The organism is Streptomyces sp. NPDC001508, assembly GCF_040298665.1.
Classification (GTDB): domain Bacteria; phylum Actinomycetota; class Actinomycetes; order Streptomycetales; family Streptomycetaceae; genus Streptomyces.
On record NZ_JBEPAP010000006.1, the window covers coordinates 148,149 to 165,454 of the forward strand.

At 72.6% G+C, this 17,306-nt stretch carries 14 protein-coding genes and 1 pseudogene; all 15 read left to right on the forward strand.

Features of this window, described 5'->3' with window-relative positions; translation table 11 throughout:
- Positions 1 to 170 precede the first annotated feature (170 nt).
- Positions 171 to 1,289, forward strand: coding sequence for a nitronate monooxygenase (locus ABT245_RS08680; protein WP_351730499.1), 1,119 nt, complete (start codon positions 171 to 173; stop codon positions 1,287 to 1,289).
- Positions 1,286 to 2,044 (forward strand): 16S rRNA (uracil(1498)-N(3))-methyltransferase, encoded by a 759-nt coding sequence (locus ABT245_RS08685; protein ID WP_351730501.1) that lies wholly within the window; start codon positions 1,286 to 1,288, stop codon positions 2,042 to 2,044. Before ABT245_RS08680 ends, ABT245_RS08685 begins: the two co-directional genes overlap by 4 nt.
- A 591-nt stretch (positions 2,045 to 2,635) precedes the next feature.
- Positions 2,636 to 3,157 carry a hypothetical protein gene (locus tag ABT245_RS08690; protein ID WP_351730503.1) on the forward strand — a complete coding sequence of 174 codons (522 nt, stop codon included), beginning with the start codon at positions 2,636 to 2,638 and terminating at the stop codon, positions 3,155 to 3,157.
- Positions 3,158 to 3,202: 45 nt separating this feature from the next.
- On the forward strand, positions 3,203 to 6,472 hold the full coding sequence (locus tag ABT245_RS08695; RefSeq protein WP_502982082.1) for a S41 family peptidase: 3,270 nt from the start codon (positions 3,203 to 3,205) through the stop codon (positions 6,470 to 6,472).
- Positions 6,473 to 6,699: 227 nt separating this feature from the next.
- Complete coding sequence (locus ABT245_RS08700; protein ID WP_351730505.1) at positions 6,700 to 7,068, forward strand: histidine triad nucleotide-binding protein; 369 nt, start codon at positions 6,700 to 6,702, stop codon at positions 7,066 to 7,068.
- A gap of 6 nt (positions 7,069 to 7,074) precedes the next feature.
- On the forward strand, positions 7,075 to 7,980 hold the full coding sequence (locus ABT245_RS08705; RefSeq protein WP_351730508.1) for a ribonuclease Z: 906 nt from the start codon (positions 7,075 to 7,077) through the stop codon (positions 7,978 to 7,980).
- 20 nt (positions 7,981 to 8,000) lie between these two features.
- Positions 8,001 to 8,993 carry an adenosine deaminase gene (locus tag ABT245_RS08710; RefSeq protein ID WP_351730510.1) on the forward strand — a complete coding sequence of 331 codons (993 nt, stop codon included), beginning with the start codon at positions 8,001 to 8,003 and terminating at the stop codon, positions 8,991 to 8,993.
- A gap of 403 nt (positions 8,994 to 9,396) precedes the next feature.
- A pseudogene (locus ABT245_RS08715) lies at positions 9,397 to 9,624 on the forward strand (dihydrodipicolinate synthase family protein); the annotation flags it as partial.
- 135 nt (positions 9,625 to 9,759) lie between these two features.
- Positions 9,760 to 11,055 carry a glucarate dehydratase family protein gene (locus ABT245_RS08720; protein WP_351730512.1) on the forward strand — a complete coding sequence of 432 codons (1,296 nt, stop codon included), beginning with the start codon at positions 9,760 to 9,762 and terminating at the stop codon, positions 11,053 to 11,055.
- A 223-nt stretch (positions 11,056 to 11,278) separates the two neighbouring features.
- Entirely contained in the window at positions 11,279 to 12,421 is a 1,143-nt protein-coding gene (locus ABT245_RS08725) for a carbohydrate kinase family protein (protein WP_502982083.1), read from the forward strand.
- A gap of 944 nt (positions 12,422 to 13,365) precedes the next feature.
- Positions 13,366 to 14,442 (forward strand): PhoH family protein, encoded by a 1,077-nt coding sequence (locus ABT245_RS08730; RefSeq protein ID WP_351730515.1) that lies wholly within the window; start codon positions 13,366 to 13,368, stop codon positions 14,440 to 14,442.
- A gap of 12 nt (positions 14,443 to 14,454) precedes the next feature.
- Positions 14,455 to 14,952 carry an rRNA maturation RNase YbeY gene (ybeY, locus tag ABT245_RS08735; protein ID WP_351730517.1) on the forward strand — a complete coding sequence of 166 codons (498 nt, stop codon included), beginning with the start codon at positions 14,455 to 14,457 and terminating at the stop codon, positions 14,950 to 14,952.
- Positions 14,953 to 14,962: 10 nt separating this feature from the next.
- Positions 14,963 to 16,270: a hemolysin family protein gene (locus ABT245_RS08740; RefSeq protein WP_351730519.1), complete on the forward strand. Its 1,308-nt coding sequence runs from the start codon at positions 14,963 to 14,965 to the stop codon at positions 16,268 to 16,270.
- Positions 16,267 to 16,626, forward strand: coding sequence for an MmcQ/YjbR family DNA-binding protein (locus ABT245_RS08745; protein ID WP_351730521.1), 360 nt, complete (start codon positions 16,267 to 16,269; stop codon positions 16,624 to 16,626). The genes ABT245_RS08740 and ABT245_RS08745 overlap by 4 nt, the downstream gene beginning before the upstream one ends.
- A 54-nt stretch (positions 16,627 to 16,680) precedes the next feature.
- Positions 16,681 to 17,034, forward strand: a complete 354-nt coding sequence (locus ABT245_RS08750) for a cytidine deaminase-like protein (RefSeq protein WP_351730524.1) — start codon at positions 16,681 to 16,683, stop codon at positions 17,032 to 17,034.
- Positions 17,035 to 17,306: the final 272 nt, after the last annotated feature.

The window sequence follows — 17,306 nt, forward strand, 5'->3', positions numbered from 1 at the left end:
CGGGTGGGTGCAGTCAGTCAGGGCAGCAGGGTTTGTTCTTGCGGTTGAAGGATGCGTTCAACGGTCGTTGACGTCGGCTGCGGGTGGCCCCCGGGGCATCGGTTGCCGGGGGTCTATGCCAAGCGGAGGCCGGTTTCGGACTTGTGCGTAGGACGTGACAACATGCGGTCATGTCATCCCCACTGACCGATCTCTGCCCACATCCGATCGTGCAGGCCCCCATGGCGGGCGGTGTCGCCGTCCCGCAGCTCGCCGCTGCCGTGTCCGAGGCCGGCGGGCTGGGGTTCCTCGCCGCCGGGTACAAGACCGCCGATGGCATGTATCAGGAGATCAAGCAGTTGCGGGGGCTCACCGGCCGTCCCTTCGGGGTGAACGTCTTCCTGCCCCAGCCCGAGTATTCCGGTGCAAGCACCGGCTCCACCGGAGCGGCCAACGCCGCGCCCCCTTCCGGCGCCGTAGAGCTGTACGCGCACCAACTGGCAGGCGAGGCCGCCTGGTACGAGGCCGAACTCGGCGACCCGGACTGCGGCCGGGACGACGGCTACGAGGCGAAGCTGGCCGTGCTGCTCGACAACCCCGTGCCGGTGGTGTCGTTCCACTTCGGCGTCCCGAGCCGGGAGGCCATCGACTCGCTGCGCCGGGCCGGCACCTTCACCCTGGTCACCGCGACCACCCCGGAGGAGGCCCTGGCCGTTGAGCGGGCCGGCGCCGACGCGGTGATCGCCCAGGGCGTCGAGGCCGGCGGCCACCAGGGCACCCACCGCGACATCCCGGAGAACGACGGCTCCGGGCTGGGGCTGCTCGCCCTCGTCGCACAGGTCCGCGAGACCGCGAGCATCCCGATCGTCGCCGCCGGCGGCATCATGCGCGGCAGCCAGATCGCCGCGGTCCTCGCGGCCGGCGCCGACGCCGCCCAGCTGGGCACCGCGTTCCTCGCCACCCCCGAGTCCGGCGCCTCCGAACTGCACAAACAGGCCCTGACCAGCCCCCTGTTCGTCCGTACGGAGCTGACCCGGGCGTTCTCCGGCCGGCCGGCCCGTGGCCTGGTCAACCGGTTCCTGCGCGAGCACGGCCCGTACGCCCCCGCCGCCTACCCCGAGGTCCACCACCTGACCTCGCCGCTGCGCAAGGCCGCCGCCAAGGCCGGTGACGCGCAGGGCATGGCGCTGTGGGCGGGCCAGGGCCACCGGATGGCCCGCGACCTGCCCGCCGGCCGGCTCGTGCAGACCCTGGCGGCCGAACTCGACGTGGCCAGAACGGCGTTGTCGGCCGGAGGCGACGCGCGATGACGGCGCCGGTGTTCGTGGTCGACTCACTGGACGGCGTGGGCGCGCCCGGCGGGGAGTTCGTGCTCGACGGGCCGGAGGGCCGGCACGCGGTGTCCGTGAAGCGGCTGCGGCCAGGCGAGGACGTCGTGCTCACCGACGGGCGCGGGCGCTGGACCGAGGGCGTGGTCAAGGCCACCGAGGGCAAGGACCGCCTGGTCGTCATGGACCTGGAGAGCGTGGTCGAGGAGCCCGTGGAGCAGCCCCGGATCACCGTCGTCCAGGCGCTGCCCAAGGGCGACCGGGGCGAGCTGGCCGTGGAGACCATGACCGAGGTCGGCGTCGACGTCGTCGTGCCCTGGCAGGCGGCCCGCTGTATCACCCAGTGGAAGGGCGACCGGGGTGTGAAGGCGCTCGCCAAATGGCGCGCCACCGCCCGCGAGGCCGGCAAGCAGTCCCGCCGGGTGCGTTTCCCGGAGATCGCGGACGCGGCCACCACCCGGCAGGTCGCCGCGCTGCTCGCCGACGCCGACCTCGCCGTCGTACTGCACGAGGACCGCGACCACGGCAGCGAGCCGCTGGCCACCGCCGAACTCCCCGCCGAGGGCGACATCGTGCTGGTCGTCGGGCCCGAAGGCGGCGTGTCCCCCGAGGAGTTGGCGCTCTTCGCCCAGGCGGGCGCCAAGCCTTACGTCCTCGGCCGCACGGTGCTGCGCACATCGACCGCCGGAACCGCCGCAGCGGTCCTGCTCCTGGGCCGCACCGGCCGCTGGTCCTGACGCCCCGCCACCCCCTTCCCGGCCGGGGCCCACACGAACACCCACCGACGCGCGCCGTGCGCCGGCCGACGGGCCGTACCGGATGCTGTTCGTGACGACCGCCGGCCCTGTCCCGGACCGGTTTCGGCGAACGGCTACTGGGGTTGCGCCTGGCGCTGGTCGACGGCCTGTCGGTCGCTTCTGGGGTGAGGCTCACACGAGGAGTTGCCGGGTCGTACGGGCCGCTGTTCATGACGGCAGTCGCCCCCCTTCCCGGCCGGGCCTGCACGAACGGTTGCCGGGCCGCGCCTGGCGCTGGTTGACGGCCTGTCGGTCGCTTCTGGGGTGAGGCTCACGCGAGGAGTTGCCGGTTCGTACGGGCCGCTGTTCATGACGGCAGTCGCCCCCCTTCCCGGCCGGGCCTGCACGAACGGTTGCCGGGCTGCGCCTGGCGCTGGTCGGCGGCCGTCGGTTGTCTTCTGGGGCGGGCTCACACGAACAGGTGACTGGCTGTTTGTGGCCTACCGCTGTGCTCAAGTCGGTGGCACTCTGCCCTCCATGGGGGTATTCAGGTGTATTCGGCCCCGGCCGCGCGGGGCTCGGGTGACGGCCGTGGCGGGGCTCGCGGTGCTGGCCGTGGGCGGTGCGGTGGCCTGCGAACCGGGCGGCCTGAGCACCGCGACCGTCGCGTACACCACCGACAGGACCGCGACGGCGCGGCTCGAACGACAGAACGTCGACGTGAGCTGGCTCAGCTGCAGCGGCGGCAGCGGCGGCAGCGGTGGCAGCGGTGGCACGGCGACCGGGCGGTCGCCCTCGCCCACCGCGAGCACGATCGTCTCCGTCGACTGCCAGGGACGTACCGAGGACGGGAAGGACATCGCCGTCAAGGGCCGTATCACCAAGGCCGTCGGCGGCGCCTGCGTACGCGGCGACCTGGTCGCCACGGTGGCAGGCAAGGAGCGGTTCCACGTCAACGGCCTGGGTGACTGCGACGCCACCCCCGGGCCGGCGTACACCCCGCCCGCCACCTACCGGCCCCCGAGCGTGCCGCGGCCCGCCCCCACCGTCACCGTGACCCGCACCCTGTGGTGCCAGACCGACCCCTCCTGCCGTCCCGTCGCGGGCAAGTGATCCGAACCGGGTTCATCCGCGGCCCGCGCTGCATAGGGTGATCGGGTGACTGAGTCCACATCGACGGGCGCGGTGAGCGTGGCGGGTTCGGCCGGCCTCCCCCGAGCGTCTTCGTATCTGCGTTTTCCCCATCTGCGCGGCGATCTGGTCGCCTTCACCGCCGAGGACGACGTCTGGCTCGCCCCCCTGGACGGCGGCCGGGCCTGGCGGCTCAGCGCGGACAACATGCCGGTGTCCCAGCCGCGCATCTCGCCCGACGGCACCGCCGTCGCCTGGACCTCCACCCGCGACGGCGCCCCCGAGGTGCATGTCGCCCCGGTCGACGGCGGTCCCGCGCGGCGCCTTACATACTGGGGGAGTTGGCGCACCCAGGTACGCGGCTGGACCCCGGACGGCCGGGTGCTCGCGCTCAGCACGCACGGCCAGCCCAGCATGCGCCGCAGCTGGGCGCGGGCGGTCCCGCTGGACGGCGGACCCGCGGCCACCCTGCCGTACGGGCCCGTCGGCGACGTGGCGTTCGGGCCGCGCACCGTGCTGCTGTCCGCGACGATGGGCCGGGAGGCCGCCTGGTGGAAGCGCTACCGGGGCGGTACGGCGGGCAAGTTGTGGATCGACGGCAACGCCCCCGACGCGGCGGGCGACGCCCAGGGCGCCGGGGAGTTCGCCCGGCTGCACGAGGAGTTGGACGGCAACATCGAGTACCCGATGTGGGTGGGGGACCGGATCGCCTTCCTCTCCGACCACGAGGGCACCGGAGCGCTGTACTCCTCCCTCGCCGACGGTTCCGACCTGCGCAGGCACACCCCGCTCGACGGCTTCTACGCCCGGCACGCCGCCTCCGACGGCAGCCGGGTCGTCTACTCCAGCGCCGGTGAACTGTGGCTCCTCGACGACCTGGACGGCGCGGAGCCGCGGCGCCTCGACCTACGCCTGGGCGGTCCCGGCCTGGACCTCCAGCCCTACCCGCTGAACGCGGCCCGCTGGTTCGGGGCCGCGTCCCCCGACCACACCGCGCGCGGCAGCGCGGTCTGCGTACGCGGCGCCGTCCACTGGGTCACCCACCGCTTCGGCCCCGCCCGCGCCCTCGCCGCGCAGTCCGGCGTGCGGGCCCGGCTGCCGCGCACCTTCCGCGCGGACGGTGAGGAGTGGGTGGTGTGGGTGACCGACGCCGAGGGCGAGGACGCCCTGGAGTTCGCGCCCGCGACCGGTACCGCGCCCGGCGCCGTGCCCCGGCGGCTCGCCGCGGGACAGCTGGGCCGGGTCCTGGAGCTGGCCATGGCGCCCGACGGCAGCCGGGCCGCCGTCGCCGCGCACGACGGCCGGCTGCTGCTCGTCGAACGGGAGACCGGCGAGGTGCGCGAGGTCGACCGCAGCGCCGACGGCGACGTGTCCGGGCTGGCCTTCTCGCCCGACTCGGCCTGGCTCGCCTGGTCGCACCCCGGCCCGCAGCCGCTGTGCCAGCTCCGGCTCGCCCACACCACCGATCTGTCGGTCACCGAGGCCACCCCGCTGCGCTTCCAGGACTACGCGCCCGCCTTCACCCTCGACGGCAAACACCTCGCCTTCCTGTCGAACCGGTCCTTCGACCCGGTGTACGACGAGCACGTCCTCGACCTGGCCTTCGTGGTCGGCGACCGCCCGCACCTGATCACGCTGGCCGCGACCACGCCGTCCCCGTTCGGACCGCAGCGGCACGGGCGGCCGTTCGAGACCCCCGACCGGGACGAGACACCCGACAGCGAGGGCACCCCCGCGACCCGTATCGACCTGGACGGTCTGGCCGACCGGATCGTCCCGTTCCCGGTCGAGGCCGCCCGCTACTCCAACCTGCGTGCCGCGAAGGACGGCGTGCTGTGGCTGCGCCACCCGGTGCGCGGCGTCCTCGGCGTGTCCCGGGCCACGCCCGACGACCCGGATCCCAAGACCGAGCTGGAGCGCTACGACCTCGTCCAGCAGCGCATCGAGCATCTCGCCGTCGACGCCGACCACTTCGAGGTCAGCGGCGACGGCAAACGCGTCCTGCTGCGCACCGACGAACGGCTGAGGGTGGTGCCCAGCGACCGGCGGGCCGCCCATGACGACGACGGCGACACCAGCCTCACCGTCGACCTCGCCCGGGTCCGGCAGACCGTGGACCCGGTCGCCGAGTGGCGGCAGATGTACGACGAGGCCGGACGGATCATGCGCGACCAGTTCTGGCGGCCCGACCTGGGCGGGGTCGACTGGGCCGGCGTCCTGGACCGCTACCGCCCCGTCCTCGCCCGGGTCGCCACCCACGACGACCTGGTCGACCTGCTGTGGGAGGTGCAGGGCGAACTCGGCGCCTCGCACGCCTATGTGATACCCCGCGGCGGCTACGGCTCCGGCGCCCGCCAAGGGCTGCTCGGCGCCGACATCTCCCGGCACCCGGACGGCAGTTGGCGCATCGACCGGATCCTGCCCGCGGAGACCTCCGACCCCCGCGCCCGCTCCCCGCTGGCCGCGCCAGGGGCCGCGGTGCGCGCCGGGGACGCGATCGTCGCGGTCGGCGGCCGGCCGGTCGACCCGGTGGCCGGTCCCGGCCCGCTGCTCGTCGGCACGGCCGGGCAGCCGGTCGAGCTGACCGTCTCGCCGGCCGGCGGCGGCGACCTGCGGCACACCGTCGTCGTTCCGCTCGACGACGAGGAGCCGCTGCGCTACCACGCCTGGGTCGCCGACCGGCGGGCGTACGTCCATGAGCGCTCCGGCGGCCGGCTCGGCTATCTGCACGTGCCGGACATGCAGGCGCCCGGCTGGGCGCAGATCCACCGCGACCTGCGGATCGAGGTGGCCCGCGAGGGGCTGGTCGTGGACGTACGGGAGAACCGGGGCGGGCACACCTCGCAGCTCGTCGTGGAGAAGCTGGCCCGGCGGATCGTCGGCTGGGACGTGCCGCGCGGCATGCGGCCGGTCAGCTACCCGCTGGATGCGCCCCGTGGGCCCGTGGTGGCCGTCGCCAACGAGTTCTCCGGCTCCGACGGCGACATCGTCAACGCGGCGATCAAGGCGCTCGGCATCGGGCCGGTGGTCGGCACCCGCACCTGGGGCGGCGTCATCGGCATCGACAACCGCTACCACCTGGTCGACGGCACCCGGATCACCCAGCCCAAGTACGCGTTCTGGACAGAGGGCGACGAGTGGGGCGTGGAGAACCACGGGGTCGACCCGGACGTGGAGGTGGTGCAGCGCCCCCAGGACTGGGCGGCCGACCGCGACCCCCAACTGGACGAGGCGGTGGCCCTGGCCCTGGCCACCCTGGAGACGACCCCCGCCAAGACGCCACCGCCCCTGCCGTGACCTACGGCGCCACGATCCCCTTCGGGGGCGTCTGCCGTCCTTCGGGTGTGGCGCCGTTGTGGTTGGTCGCGCAGTTCCCCGCGGCCCTTGGGGGCGTCTGTCGGCGGTTCGCTGCGGCGGCGTCGTGGCCGGTAGCGCAGTTCCCCGCGCCCCTTCGGGGCGCCACGGCCGCCGGCCGGCCTCGTTACCATGCACACGTACGAGATGGTCCGGCGTGAGGAGGCACAGTGGCAGGGGAGCAAGCGGACGGTGCGCCGCAGGACGACTGTCTGTTCTGCAAGATCGTCGCGGGGCGGATCCCGGCGACCGTCGTCCGTGAGACGGAGACCACGGTCGCCTTCCGGGACATCAACCCCCAGGCGCCCACCCATGTCCTGGTGATCCCCAAGGCGCACTACCGCGACGCGGCCGCACTGGCCACCGCCGCCCCGTCGCTCGCCGCGGACATGCTGCGCGAGGCCCAGGCCGTCGCCGACGAGGACAAGCTGGAGAGCTACCGCATCGTCTTCAACACCGGCAGCGGCGCCGGACAGACGGTCTGGCACGCCCACGCGCACATCCTCGGCGGTCGCGGCTTGCAGTGGCCCCCCGGATAGGGCGCCATGTCCGTCCGTGAACTGGTGGTGCTCGGCACCGCCAGCCAGGTTCCCACCCGGCAGCGCAACCACAACGGCTATCTGCTGCGCTGGGACGGTGAGGGGATCCTGTTCGACCCCGGCGAGGGCACCCAGCGCCAGATGCTGCGGGCCCAGGTCGCCGCCCACGACCTGAACCGGATCTGCGTCACGCACTTCCACGGGGACCACTCGCTGGGCCTGGCCGGCGTGATCCAGCGGATCAACCTGGACCGGGTGCCGCACCAGGTCACCGCCCACTACCCGCGCTCGGGACAGCGCTTCTTCGACCGGTTGCGGTACGCCACCGCCTACCGCGAGACCGTCGCGCTCACCGAGGCGCCGGTGGACCGCGACGGCACCCTCGTGGTGACCCCCGCCTACACCGTGGAGGCGCGCAGGCTGTCACACCCGGTCGAGTCGTACGGCTACCGCCTGGTCGAGCCCGACGGGCGCCGCATGCTGCCGGAGCGGCTGGCCGCGCACGGCATCGCAGGGCCGGACGTCGGCCGGTTGCAGCGCGAGGGCGTGCTGCGGGGTGTGCCGCTCGACGCCGTCAGCGAGGCGCGCCGCGGACAGCGCTTCGCGTTCGTCATGGACACCCGGCTGTGCGACGGGGTGCACGCGCTCGCCGAGGGCTGCGATCTGCTGGTCATCGAGTCCACCTTCCTGGACGAGGACGCCGAACTGGCCGCGGAATACGGGCATCTGACGGCCGGTCAGGCCGCCCGCGCGGCCCGGGACGCCGGCGTACGACACCTGGTGCTCACCCACTTCAGCCAGCGCTACCCGGGCCCGGAGGAGTTCGAGCGGCAGGCGCGGGCCGCGGGCTTCGAGGGCGAGCTGACCGTGGCGCACGACCTGCTGAGAGTGCCGGTTCCAAAGCGCAGGTGAAACGACCGTACGATGCTTTGATGCCCATCCCCAAAGCAGAACTGCACCTCCACATCGAAGGCACTCTGGAGCCCGAGCTGGCGTTCCGGCTGGCCGAGCGCAATGGCGTGAAGCTCCCGTACGCGGACACCGAGGAACTGCGTGCGGCGTACCGGTTCGAGGACCTTCAGTCCTTCCTTGACCTGTACTACGAACTCATGGCCGTTCTGCGCACCGAGCGTGACTTCGCGGACCTGGCCGACGCCTATCTGGCCCGCGCCGCCGCCCAGGGCGTACGGCACGCGGAGGTCTTCTTCGACCCGCAGGCGCACCTGGCCCGGGGAGTGGCCATGGACACGGTCGTCGAGGGGCTGTGGCGTGCGCTCGGCAGCAGTGCGGAGAACCACGGCGTCTCCACCCGGCTGATCATGTGCTTCCTGCGGGACGAGTCCGCCGAGTCGGCGCTGCGCACCCTGGAGGCGGCCCGGCCGCACCTCGACCGGATCACCGGCGTCGGCCTGGACTCGGCCGAGGCCGGGCATCCGCCGGTGAAGTTCCGCGAGGTGTACGAGGCCGCCGCGGCGCTCGGGCTGCGGCGGGTGGCGCACGCCGGCGAGGAGGGGCCGCCGGAGTACATCACCGAGGCGCTGGACGTGCTGGGCGTCGAGCGCGTCGACCACGGGCTGCGCTGCCTGGAGGACGCGGCGCTGGTCGAACGGCTGGTGCGGGAGCGTATCCCGCTGACCGTGTGCCCGCTGTCGAACGTGCGGCTGCGCGCGGTGGACGTCCTGGCCGAGCATCCGCTGCCCGCGATGCTGGACGCCGGACTGATGTGCACGGTCAACTCCGACGATCCGGCCTACTTCGGCGGCTACGTCGGCGACACCTTCGACGCGGTGCGCGAGGCGCTGGACCTGACCGAGGGCCGGCTGCGGGAGCTGGCCCGCAACTCCTTCCTGGCGTCGTTCCTCGAGGACGACGAGGAGCGCAGGGCGCGGTACCTGGCGGAGGTGGACGCGTACACCTTCGATTGACTTGTACCTGGGGCTGAAGCCCGAGGATTCTGGCCTTCTCGACGTGTTGCTGTGCCACTACGCGGCACAGGGTTCGGTCGGCAATCCATGGCTTCCTGCCTCTTCGCGCCGTGCAGGGATTTCTCCTGGTCCTACCGGCGCTCCGTCCTTGACGCCGCAGGTGGAGCAGGTCTCTCCGGCGTTTGAGGACGAGGCCGCCAGGCCGAAGCGGGGGTCTGGGGGCGGCAGCCCCCGGGCAGCTGCACGGTGCGCGCGGCGGACTTCACCTCGCGCACGCCTCCTGACTGCGACATGCGCCGATCGTGGTCGGATCCGTCCGCGCCATTGACGCTCGTGGTTCGCCTCCATAACTCTGTCTTCATACGTGGATTATGTCTACATAGGGAGACGGCTAGGGGTGACCGCCCAGATCGCCACCGCGCCCAAAGCCGTCTTCCCCGCCTGCGGCGCCGGCGAGTTCTTCTCGCTGGACGAGGACGAGTGCCGACAGGTCGTCTCCGTCGCGGTGGCCGAGGCTGCGGGCCGGACACCGGTCGTGGTCGGCACCGGCTACGGCTGGGCGCAGGCGGCCCGGTTCGCCCGTATCGCCGAGGAGGCCGGAGCCGACGCGCTGCCGCACCACCTCGTCGCCACCCTGTGAAGGCCACGGCCGGCTGCGTGGCCGGCCCGGACCCGTGCGCGCCCCGCTCACCGAGCCGTCCACGGACGACCTCGACGCCCTGAAGACCCCGCTGACCACCGGACTCGACTTCGTGGGAGCCGCCCTGTGACCCGTGACCTGACCATCACCGACGTACGGCTGACCCCGGTCATGGTCGCCGACCCGCCACTGCTCAACACGCAGGGCGTCCACCAGCCCTACACGCCCCGCCTGATCATCGAGGTGGTGACCGCTGACGGCGTCACGGGCGTCGGCGAGACATACGGGGACACCAAGTACCTGGAACTGGCAAGGCCGTTCGCCGATCGGCTGACAGGACGTCAGGTGTCCGACCTCAACGGTCTGTTCACGGTCGCCGACGAGATCGCCGTGGACTCCTCCCGGGTCAGCGACGCCGTCGACGTCGGCGGACTGCGCGGCGTCCAGACCGCCGACAAGCTGCGGCTGTCCGTGGTCTCCGGCTTCGAGGTCGCCTGCCTCGACGCCCTCGGCAAGGCGCTCCAACTGCCCGTGCACGCGCTGCTCGGCGGCAAGGTGCGCGACGCCGTCGAGTACAGCGCGTACCTCTTCTACAAGTGGGCCGACCACCCCGACGGTGTCACCGGCGAACGCGACGACTGGGGCGCCGCCCTCGATTCGGCCGGGATCGTCGAGCAGGCGCGCCTGTTCAAGGAGCGGTACGGCTTCACCTCCTTCAAGCTCAAGGGCGGCGTCTTCCCGCCCGACGAGGAGACGGCCGCCGTCCGCGCCCTGGCCCGGGCCTTCCCCGGGCACCCGCTGCGGCTCGACCCCAACGGCGCCTGGTCCGTGGCGACCTCGCTGAACGTGGCGGAGGAACTCGCCGACGTCCTCGAATACCTGGAGGACCCCACCCTCGGCACGCCCGCGATGGCCGAGGTCGCCGCCGGCACCCCCGTCCAGTTGGCCACCAACATGTGTGTGACGACCTTCGCCGAGGTCCAAGAGGCCTTCACCACGGGCGCCGTCCAGGTGGTGCTCTGCGACCACCACTACTGGGGCGGGCTGCGCAGCACCCAGCAACTGGCCGCCGTCTGCCGCACCTTCGGCGTCGGCGTCTCCATGCACTCCAACACCCACCTGGGGATCAGTCTGGCCGCCATGACCCACGTGGCCGCCACCGTCCCGGGCCTGCACCACGCCTGTGACTCCCACTACCCCTGGCAGTCGGAGGACGTCCTCACCGAACGCCTCACCTTCACCGGCGGCAAGGTCGCCGTCCCGGACGCGCCCGGCCTCGGCGTCGAACTCGACCGCGACCGGCTGGAGTTCCTGCACCGCCGCTGGGCCGCCGACGACGGCACGCTCAGGGAACGCGACGACGCGGCCGCGATGCGGGTCGCCGACCCCCGGTGGGTCACCCCCTCCGTCCCCCGTTGGTGAGACCCGCTCCTCCTGCCCACGATCGGATCCGCTCGTGTCGGCTGCGGCTCCGCCGCGCGGGCGTGACCGGCCACAACTCCGCCGCAGCCGACCGACGGCGCAGCACGGCCCTCCCGGCGGAGCGCCCCCGCTCAGGGCACCCGGCGCCACGCCCCCGAGGTGAGACCGGTCACGGCTGAAGGGTGCACACTGGCCTGACCCGTACCACGTCAGGGAGCGCCCCGTGATCGCGTCTCGCACGATTGCCGGAGAGGAACCGGAGCACCTCACCCAGCCCCAGCACGGGCAGGTCCACGTCGACCCGCTGGCCGCCCTGCGCGCCCCCGGGGACCCGCCCTGGGACGTCTACCTGACGGGCACCGTCTTCCTGGACATCATCTTCACCGGGCTCGACGCGGCGCCCGTGCGCGGCACGGAGTCCTGGGCCCGCGGCATGGGGTCGAGCCCAGGCGGGGTCGCCAACATGGCCACGGCACTGGCCCGGCTCGGCCTGCGCACCTCCCTCGCCGCGGCCTTCGGTGACGACCACTACGGCGAGTACTGCTGGGACGCCCTGTCCCACGGCGAGGGCATCGACCTGTCCGCGTCGCGCACCGCACCCGGCTGGCACTCCCCGGTGACCGTCTCGATGGCGTACGACGACGAGCGCACGATGGTCTCCCACGGGCACGAGCCGCCGCCCGAGGAACCCGCACCGGACTGCCCGCCACGCGCGCGTGCCGCGGTCGCGTCCCTGACGCCCGGCGCGCGCGCCCCCTGGATCGCCCAGGCCGCGCGGGAGGGCACCCGTGTCTTCGCGGACGTCGGCTGGGACGACACGGGCGCCTGGGACCTGTCCGGGCTGCCCGACCTGGAGCACTGCGAGGCGTTCCTGCCGAACGCCGAGGAGGCGATGCGCTACACCGGCGCCCGCTGCCCCCGCTCGGCGGCGCACGCGCTGACCGACCACGTACCGCTGGCGGTGGTCACGCTCGGTGCGGAGGGCGCCTACGCGGTGGACCGGCGGACCGAGGAGACCGCGGAGGTCCCCGCGATCGCCGTGGAGGCCCTTGATCCGACGGGCGCCGGCGATGTCTTCGTGGCGGGCTTCGTCACCGGCACCCTGGCGGGCTGGCCGCTGGCGGACCGGCTGGCCTTCGCGGGGCTCACCGCCGCGCTGTCCGTCCAGGAGTTCGGCGGGTCCCTGTCGGCCCCCGGCTGGTCGGAGATCGGGGCGTGGTGGCGCAGGGTGCAGTCGGTGGACGGCCAGGACCCGACCGCGCTGCGGCGGTACGCGTTCCTGGAGCGCCTGGTACCGGAGGAACCCGCACGTTCCTGGCCCCGCCGCCGGGCAGTCCCCACCATCGGCTTCCGCCGCTCACCCTGACACCCACCGGCCCCCGACAAGCACCTGCCCGGGCTCCGGCGGAGACACTGGCCTCCGCCCCCCAAAGGCCACACCCCAGCCGCATGAGCCCACGGCCCGCCCGCCCGCGAAGCCACATCCCCACGCGCCCGCGAGGTCACGGCTCAACGGCCCCGAGAAGGGTCGGACCCCGGGCTGCGGGGCAGGCACTGGGCCCCGACCCCAAAGGCCACACCCCGGCCGCCCGGTGGGGTCACCCCGGCCTCCTCGTGAGGTCACAGCTCAGCCGCCCTGTGAGGCCACACCCCAACTGTCCGCGGAGCCACACTCCAGCCGCTCCGTTGCCCGCGAAGCCATACCCCAGCCGCTGCGCAAGGTCGCACCCCGGCCGCCCAGTGAGGTCACGCCCCGGCCGCCCGCGAAGCCACACCCCCACGCGCCCGCGAGGTCACGGCTCAACGGCCCCGAGAAGGGTCGGACCCCGGGCTGCGGGGGAGGCACTGGGCCCCGACCCCAAATGGCCACGCTCCGGCCGCCCGGTGAGGTCACACCCCAGCTGCCCGCGAAGCCACACTCCGGCCGCCCCGCGAGGTCACGGCCTGGCGCCCGCGAAGCCACACCCCGGCCGCCCCGCGAGGCCACGGCCCGCCCGCCCGCGAGGTCACACTCCAGCCGCCCCGCGAAGCCACACCCCCGGCGCCGGGGCCGGCGCGGGGGCTCTGGTGTGGTTTGTGGGGGAGACCGGGTCGGTCACTCGTTCGGGCGCATGCCCGGGGGTGTTCCGGGGGCTCGGGGTGAGAGCGTTTCGGGGAAGCCGGGACGGGGCGGGTTCGGGGACGGTTCGTGGTCGGTGGGCGAAAAGGCCTACGGCGTTGTCGGTGCACCGTCGTACTCTTGGAAGCGCGAGGCCGCCCTCAGCTACGCGGCCGTGAAGAGGAGGAACCGCAGGCCTTAAGCGCCGGCCCATGACTCAGACACCCACAGCTCGCGCCCCCGCGCAGGAACAGGCGAGAGCACAGTTCACGGTCCCCGCCCAGCACCCGATGGTCACCGTGCTGGGTTCCGGCGACTCCCTCCTGCGCGTGATCGAGAAGGCCTTCCCGGCGGCCGACATCCACGTCCGGGGCAATGAGATCAGCGCGGTCGGCGACCCCGGTGAAGTCGCCCTCATCCAGCGCGTGTTCGACGAGATGATGCTGGTGCTCCGCACCGGGCAGCCGATGACGGAGGACGCAGTGGAACGCTCGATCGCCATGCTCAAGGCGAGCGAGAACGGGGAGAGCGACGGCCAGGAGACCCCGGCCCAGGTGCTGACGCAGAACATCCTGTCCTCGCGTGGCCGCACGATCCGCCCCAAGACGCTCAACCAGAAGCGCTACGTCGACGCGATCGACAAGCACACGATCGTCTTCGGTATCGGCCCCGCCGGCACCGGCAAGACCTACCTCGCCATGGCCAAGGCGGTACAGGCCCTGCAGTCCAAGCAGGTCAACCGCATCATCCTGACCCGCCCCGCGGTCGAGGCGGGCGAGCGCCTCGGCTTTCTGCCGGGCACGCTCTACGAGAAGATCGACCCGTACCTGCGCCCGCTCTACGACGCCCTGCACGACATGATCGACCCGGACTCGATCCCCAAGCTGATGGCCAGCGGCACGATCGAGGTCGCCCCGCTGGCCTATATGCGTGGCCGGACTCTCAATGACGCCTTCATCATTCTGGACGAGGCTCAGAACACCAGCCCCGAACAGATGAAGATGTTCCTCACCCGGCTCGGCTTCGATTCGAAGATCGTGATCACGGGCGATGTGACCCAGGTCGACCTGCCGGACGGCACCAAGTCCGGTCTGCGCCAGGTGCAGGACATCCTGGACGGCGTGGAGGACGTCCACTTCTCCCGGCTGTCCTCCCGAGATGTGGTACGGCACAAGCTGGTGGGCCGTATCGTCGACGCGTACGAGAAGTACGACAGCAGTCACGGCACCGAGAACGGCACCCACAAGGGCGTCCGCGGCAAGGCCGGTCACGCGCACAAGGGGAAGTAGACCAGCACGAGCATGTCGATCGACGTCAACAACGAATCCGGCACCGAGGTAGACGAGCAGGCGATCCTCGACATCGCCCGCTACGCGCTCGCGCGGATGCGCATCCACCCGCTCTCCGAGCTCTCGGTGATCGTCGTGGACGCCGACGCCATGGAGCAGCTGCACATCCAGTGGATGGACCTCACGGGCCCGACCGATGTCATGTCCTTCCCGATGGACGAGCTGCGGCCGCCCGCCAAGGACGACGACGAGCCCCCACAGGGACTCCTCGGTGACATCGTGCTGTGCCCGGAGGTCGCCGCGAAGCAGGGGGCCGAGGCCCCGACGCAGCACTCCATGGACGAGGAGCTTCAGCTGCTCACCGTCCACGGGGTGCTGCACCTGCTCGGCTACGACCACGAGGAGGCCGACGAGCGGGCCGAGATGTTCGGCCTGCAGGCGGCCATCGTGGACGGCTGGCGCGCGGAGAAGGGCCTGGCCGGCCCGTCCCCGGCGCCCACGGTCACGTAAGCGGGGCCGCATGAGTCCGCAGATCGTCCTCGGCGCGATCGCGCTGGTCGTCGTCGCCTGGCTCGCCGCCTGCGCGGAGGCGGGTCTCGCGCGTGTCTCCAGCTTCCGCGCCGAGGAGGCCGTGAAGTCCGGCCGCCGCGGCAGCACCAAGCTGGCCCAGGTCGCCGCCGACCCCACCCGCTACCTCAATGTCGCGCTGCTGGTCCGCGTCGCCTGCGAGATGGCCGCGGCGGCGCTGGTCACCTACGCCTGCCTGGAGGAGTTCCCTGGTTCCACCGCCGAGGCGCTGCTCATCGCGATGGCCGTCATGGTCCTCGTGTCGTACGTCGCCGTCGGTGTCTCGCCGCGCACCATCGGCCGGCAGCACCCCCTCAACACGGCCACCGCGGCGGCGTATGTGCTGGTGCCGCTGGCCCGGGTGATGGGCCCGATCCCGTCGCTGCTCATCCTCATCGGCAACGCCCTCACCCCCGGCAAGGGCTTCCGCCGCGGCCCGTTCGCCTCCGAGGCGGAGCTGCGCGCGCTGGTCGACCTCGCCGAGCAGGAGTCGCTGATCGAGGACGACGAGCGCCGCATGGTGCACTCGGTCTTCGAACTGGGCGACACCCTGGTGCGGGAGGTCATGGTCCCGCGCACCGACCTGATCGTCATCGAGCGCTACAAGACGATCCGCCAGGCCCTGACCCTGGCCCTCAGGTCCGGCTTCTCGCGTATCCCGGTCACCGGGGAGAGCGAGGACGACATCGTCGGGATCGTGTATCTGAAGGACCTGGTGCGCAAGACGCACATCAGCCGTGACGCCGAGAACGATGTGGTGTCGACGGCCATGCGGCCCGCCGTGTTCGTGCCCGACACCAAGAACGCGGGGGACCTGCTGCGCGAGATGCAGAAGGAACGCAACCACGTCGCGGTCGTCATCGACGAGTACGGCGGCACGGCCGGCATCGTCACCATCGAGGACATCCTGGAGGAGATCGTCGGGGAGATCACCGACGAGTACGACCGTGAGCTGCCGCCCGTGGAGGAACTGGGCGAGGACCGCTACCGGGTCACCGCCCGCCTCGACATCACCGACCTCGGCGAGCTGTACGGGCTGGAGGAGTACGACGACGAGGACGTGGAGACGGTCGGCGGGCTGCTCGCGAAGGCGCTGGGCCGGGTGCCGATCGCGGGTGCCACATCGGTCGTGGAGCTGCCGGACGGCCGGGAGCTGCGGCTGACCGCGGAGGCCGCGGCCGGACGCCGGAACAAGATCGTGACCGTGCTGGTGGAGCCGGTCGCCGCGGTCGGGGCGCCCGTCGACAAGGAGGCCGAGTGACGCCCGAGGCGCTGCGTGACTTCTGCCTGTCCTTCAACGCGAGCGTGGAGGACTTCCCGTTCAACCCCGAGACCTCGGTCTTCAAGGTGCGGGGCAAGCTGTTCGCGCTGACCAGCCTGGGTGCCACACCGCTGACGGTGAACCTCAAGTGCGATCCGGAGGACGCGGTGCGGCTGCGCGGCGAGCATCCGGGTCTGATCGTCCCGGGTTGGCACATGAACAAGCGGCACTGGAACACCGTCACGGTCGACGGGGAACTCCCGGGCCGTCTGGTGAGAGAGCTGATCGAGGACTCGTACGACCTGGTCGTCGCGGGGCTGCCGCGCGCCGAACGGCTCCGCCTCGACCGCCCCTGACACCGCCCGCCGCCCGGGGACGACCCGGCGTGCGGGGCTTCGTATGCTCGGGGCATGACCGACAGCAACGGGCTCGACCCCGAGGACCGCAAGATCGTCACCCTGGCCCGTTCCGCACGGGCCCGCAACGGCGTGCCCGAGGGCGCGGCGGTACGGGACGAGACCGGGCGCACCTATGTCGCCGGGACCGTCGCACTCGACTCGCTGCGGCTCAGCGCGCTGCGGACGGCCGTGGCGATGGCGGTGGCGTCCGGGGCGAAGTCCCTGGAGGCGGCGGCCGTGGTGACCGACGCGGGGGGCGTGCCCGCCGAAGACCTGGCCGCCGTACGGGACCTCGGCGGCACCGGTACCCCGGTACTGGTGGCCGGGCCCGACGGCGCGGTCCGGCAGACGCTGTCCGCCGACTGAGCCGCGCCGCTGGTTGCCGACCGTTGTCGGCTGCGGGCTGGGTGTTCGTGGCCGTCGGCCGACTGAACGTGGTGGCGTGCGCCGTTGTTCGCTGCGGGGCTGTCGTGGCCGGTCGCGCAGTTCCCCGCGCCCTTTGGGGGCTTAGCACGGCTGGCCGCGTTGTTCTCGGCCGGTTCGGCTGCGGGCTGGGTGTTCGTGGCCGTCGGCCGACTGAACGTGGTGGCGTGCGCCGTTGTTCGCTGCGGGGCTGTCGTGGCCGGTCGCGCAGTTCC

Coding starts and splice junctions, on each gene's coding strand:
- ABT245_RS08680 (WP_351730499.1), top strand. CDS start 171: ATGTCATCCCCACTGACCGATCTCTGCCCACATCCGATCGTGCAGGCC.
- ABT245_RS08685 (WP_351730501.1), top strand. CDS start 1,286: ATGACGGCGCCGGTGTTCGTGGTCGACTCACTGGACGGCGTGGGCGCG.
- ABT245_RS08705 (WP_351730508.1), top strand. CDS start 7,075: ATGTCCGTCCGTGAACTGGTGGTGCTCGGCACCGCCAGCCAGGTTCCC.
- ABT245_RS08710 (WP_351730510.1), top strand. CDS start 8,001: ATGCCCATCCCCAAAGCAGAACTGCACCTCCACATCGAAGGCACTCTG.
- ABT245_RS08730 (WP_351730515.1), top strand. CDS start 13,366: ATGACTCAGACACCCACAGCTCGCGCCCCCGCGCAGGAACAGGCGAGA.
- ybeY (WP_351730517.1), top strand. CDS start 14,455: ATGTCGATCGACGTCAACAACGAATCCGGCACCGAGGTAGACGAGCAG.
- ABT245_RS08740 (WP_351730519.1), top strand. CDS start 14,963: ATGAGTCCGCAGATCGTCCTCGGCGCGATCGCGCTGGTCGTCGTCGCC.
- ABT245_RS08750 (WP_351730524.1), top strand. CDS start 16,681: ATGACCGACAGCAACGGGCTCGACCCCGAGGACCGCAAGATCGTCACC.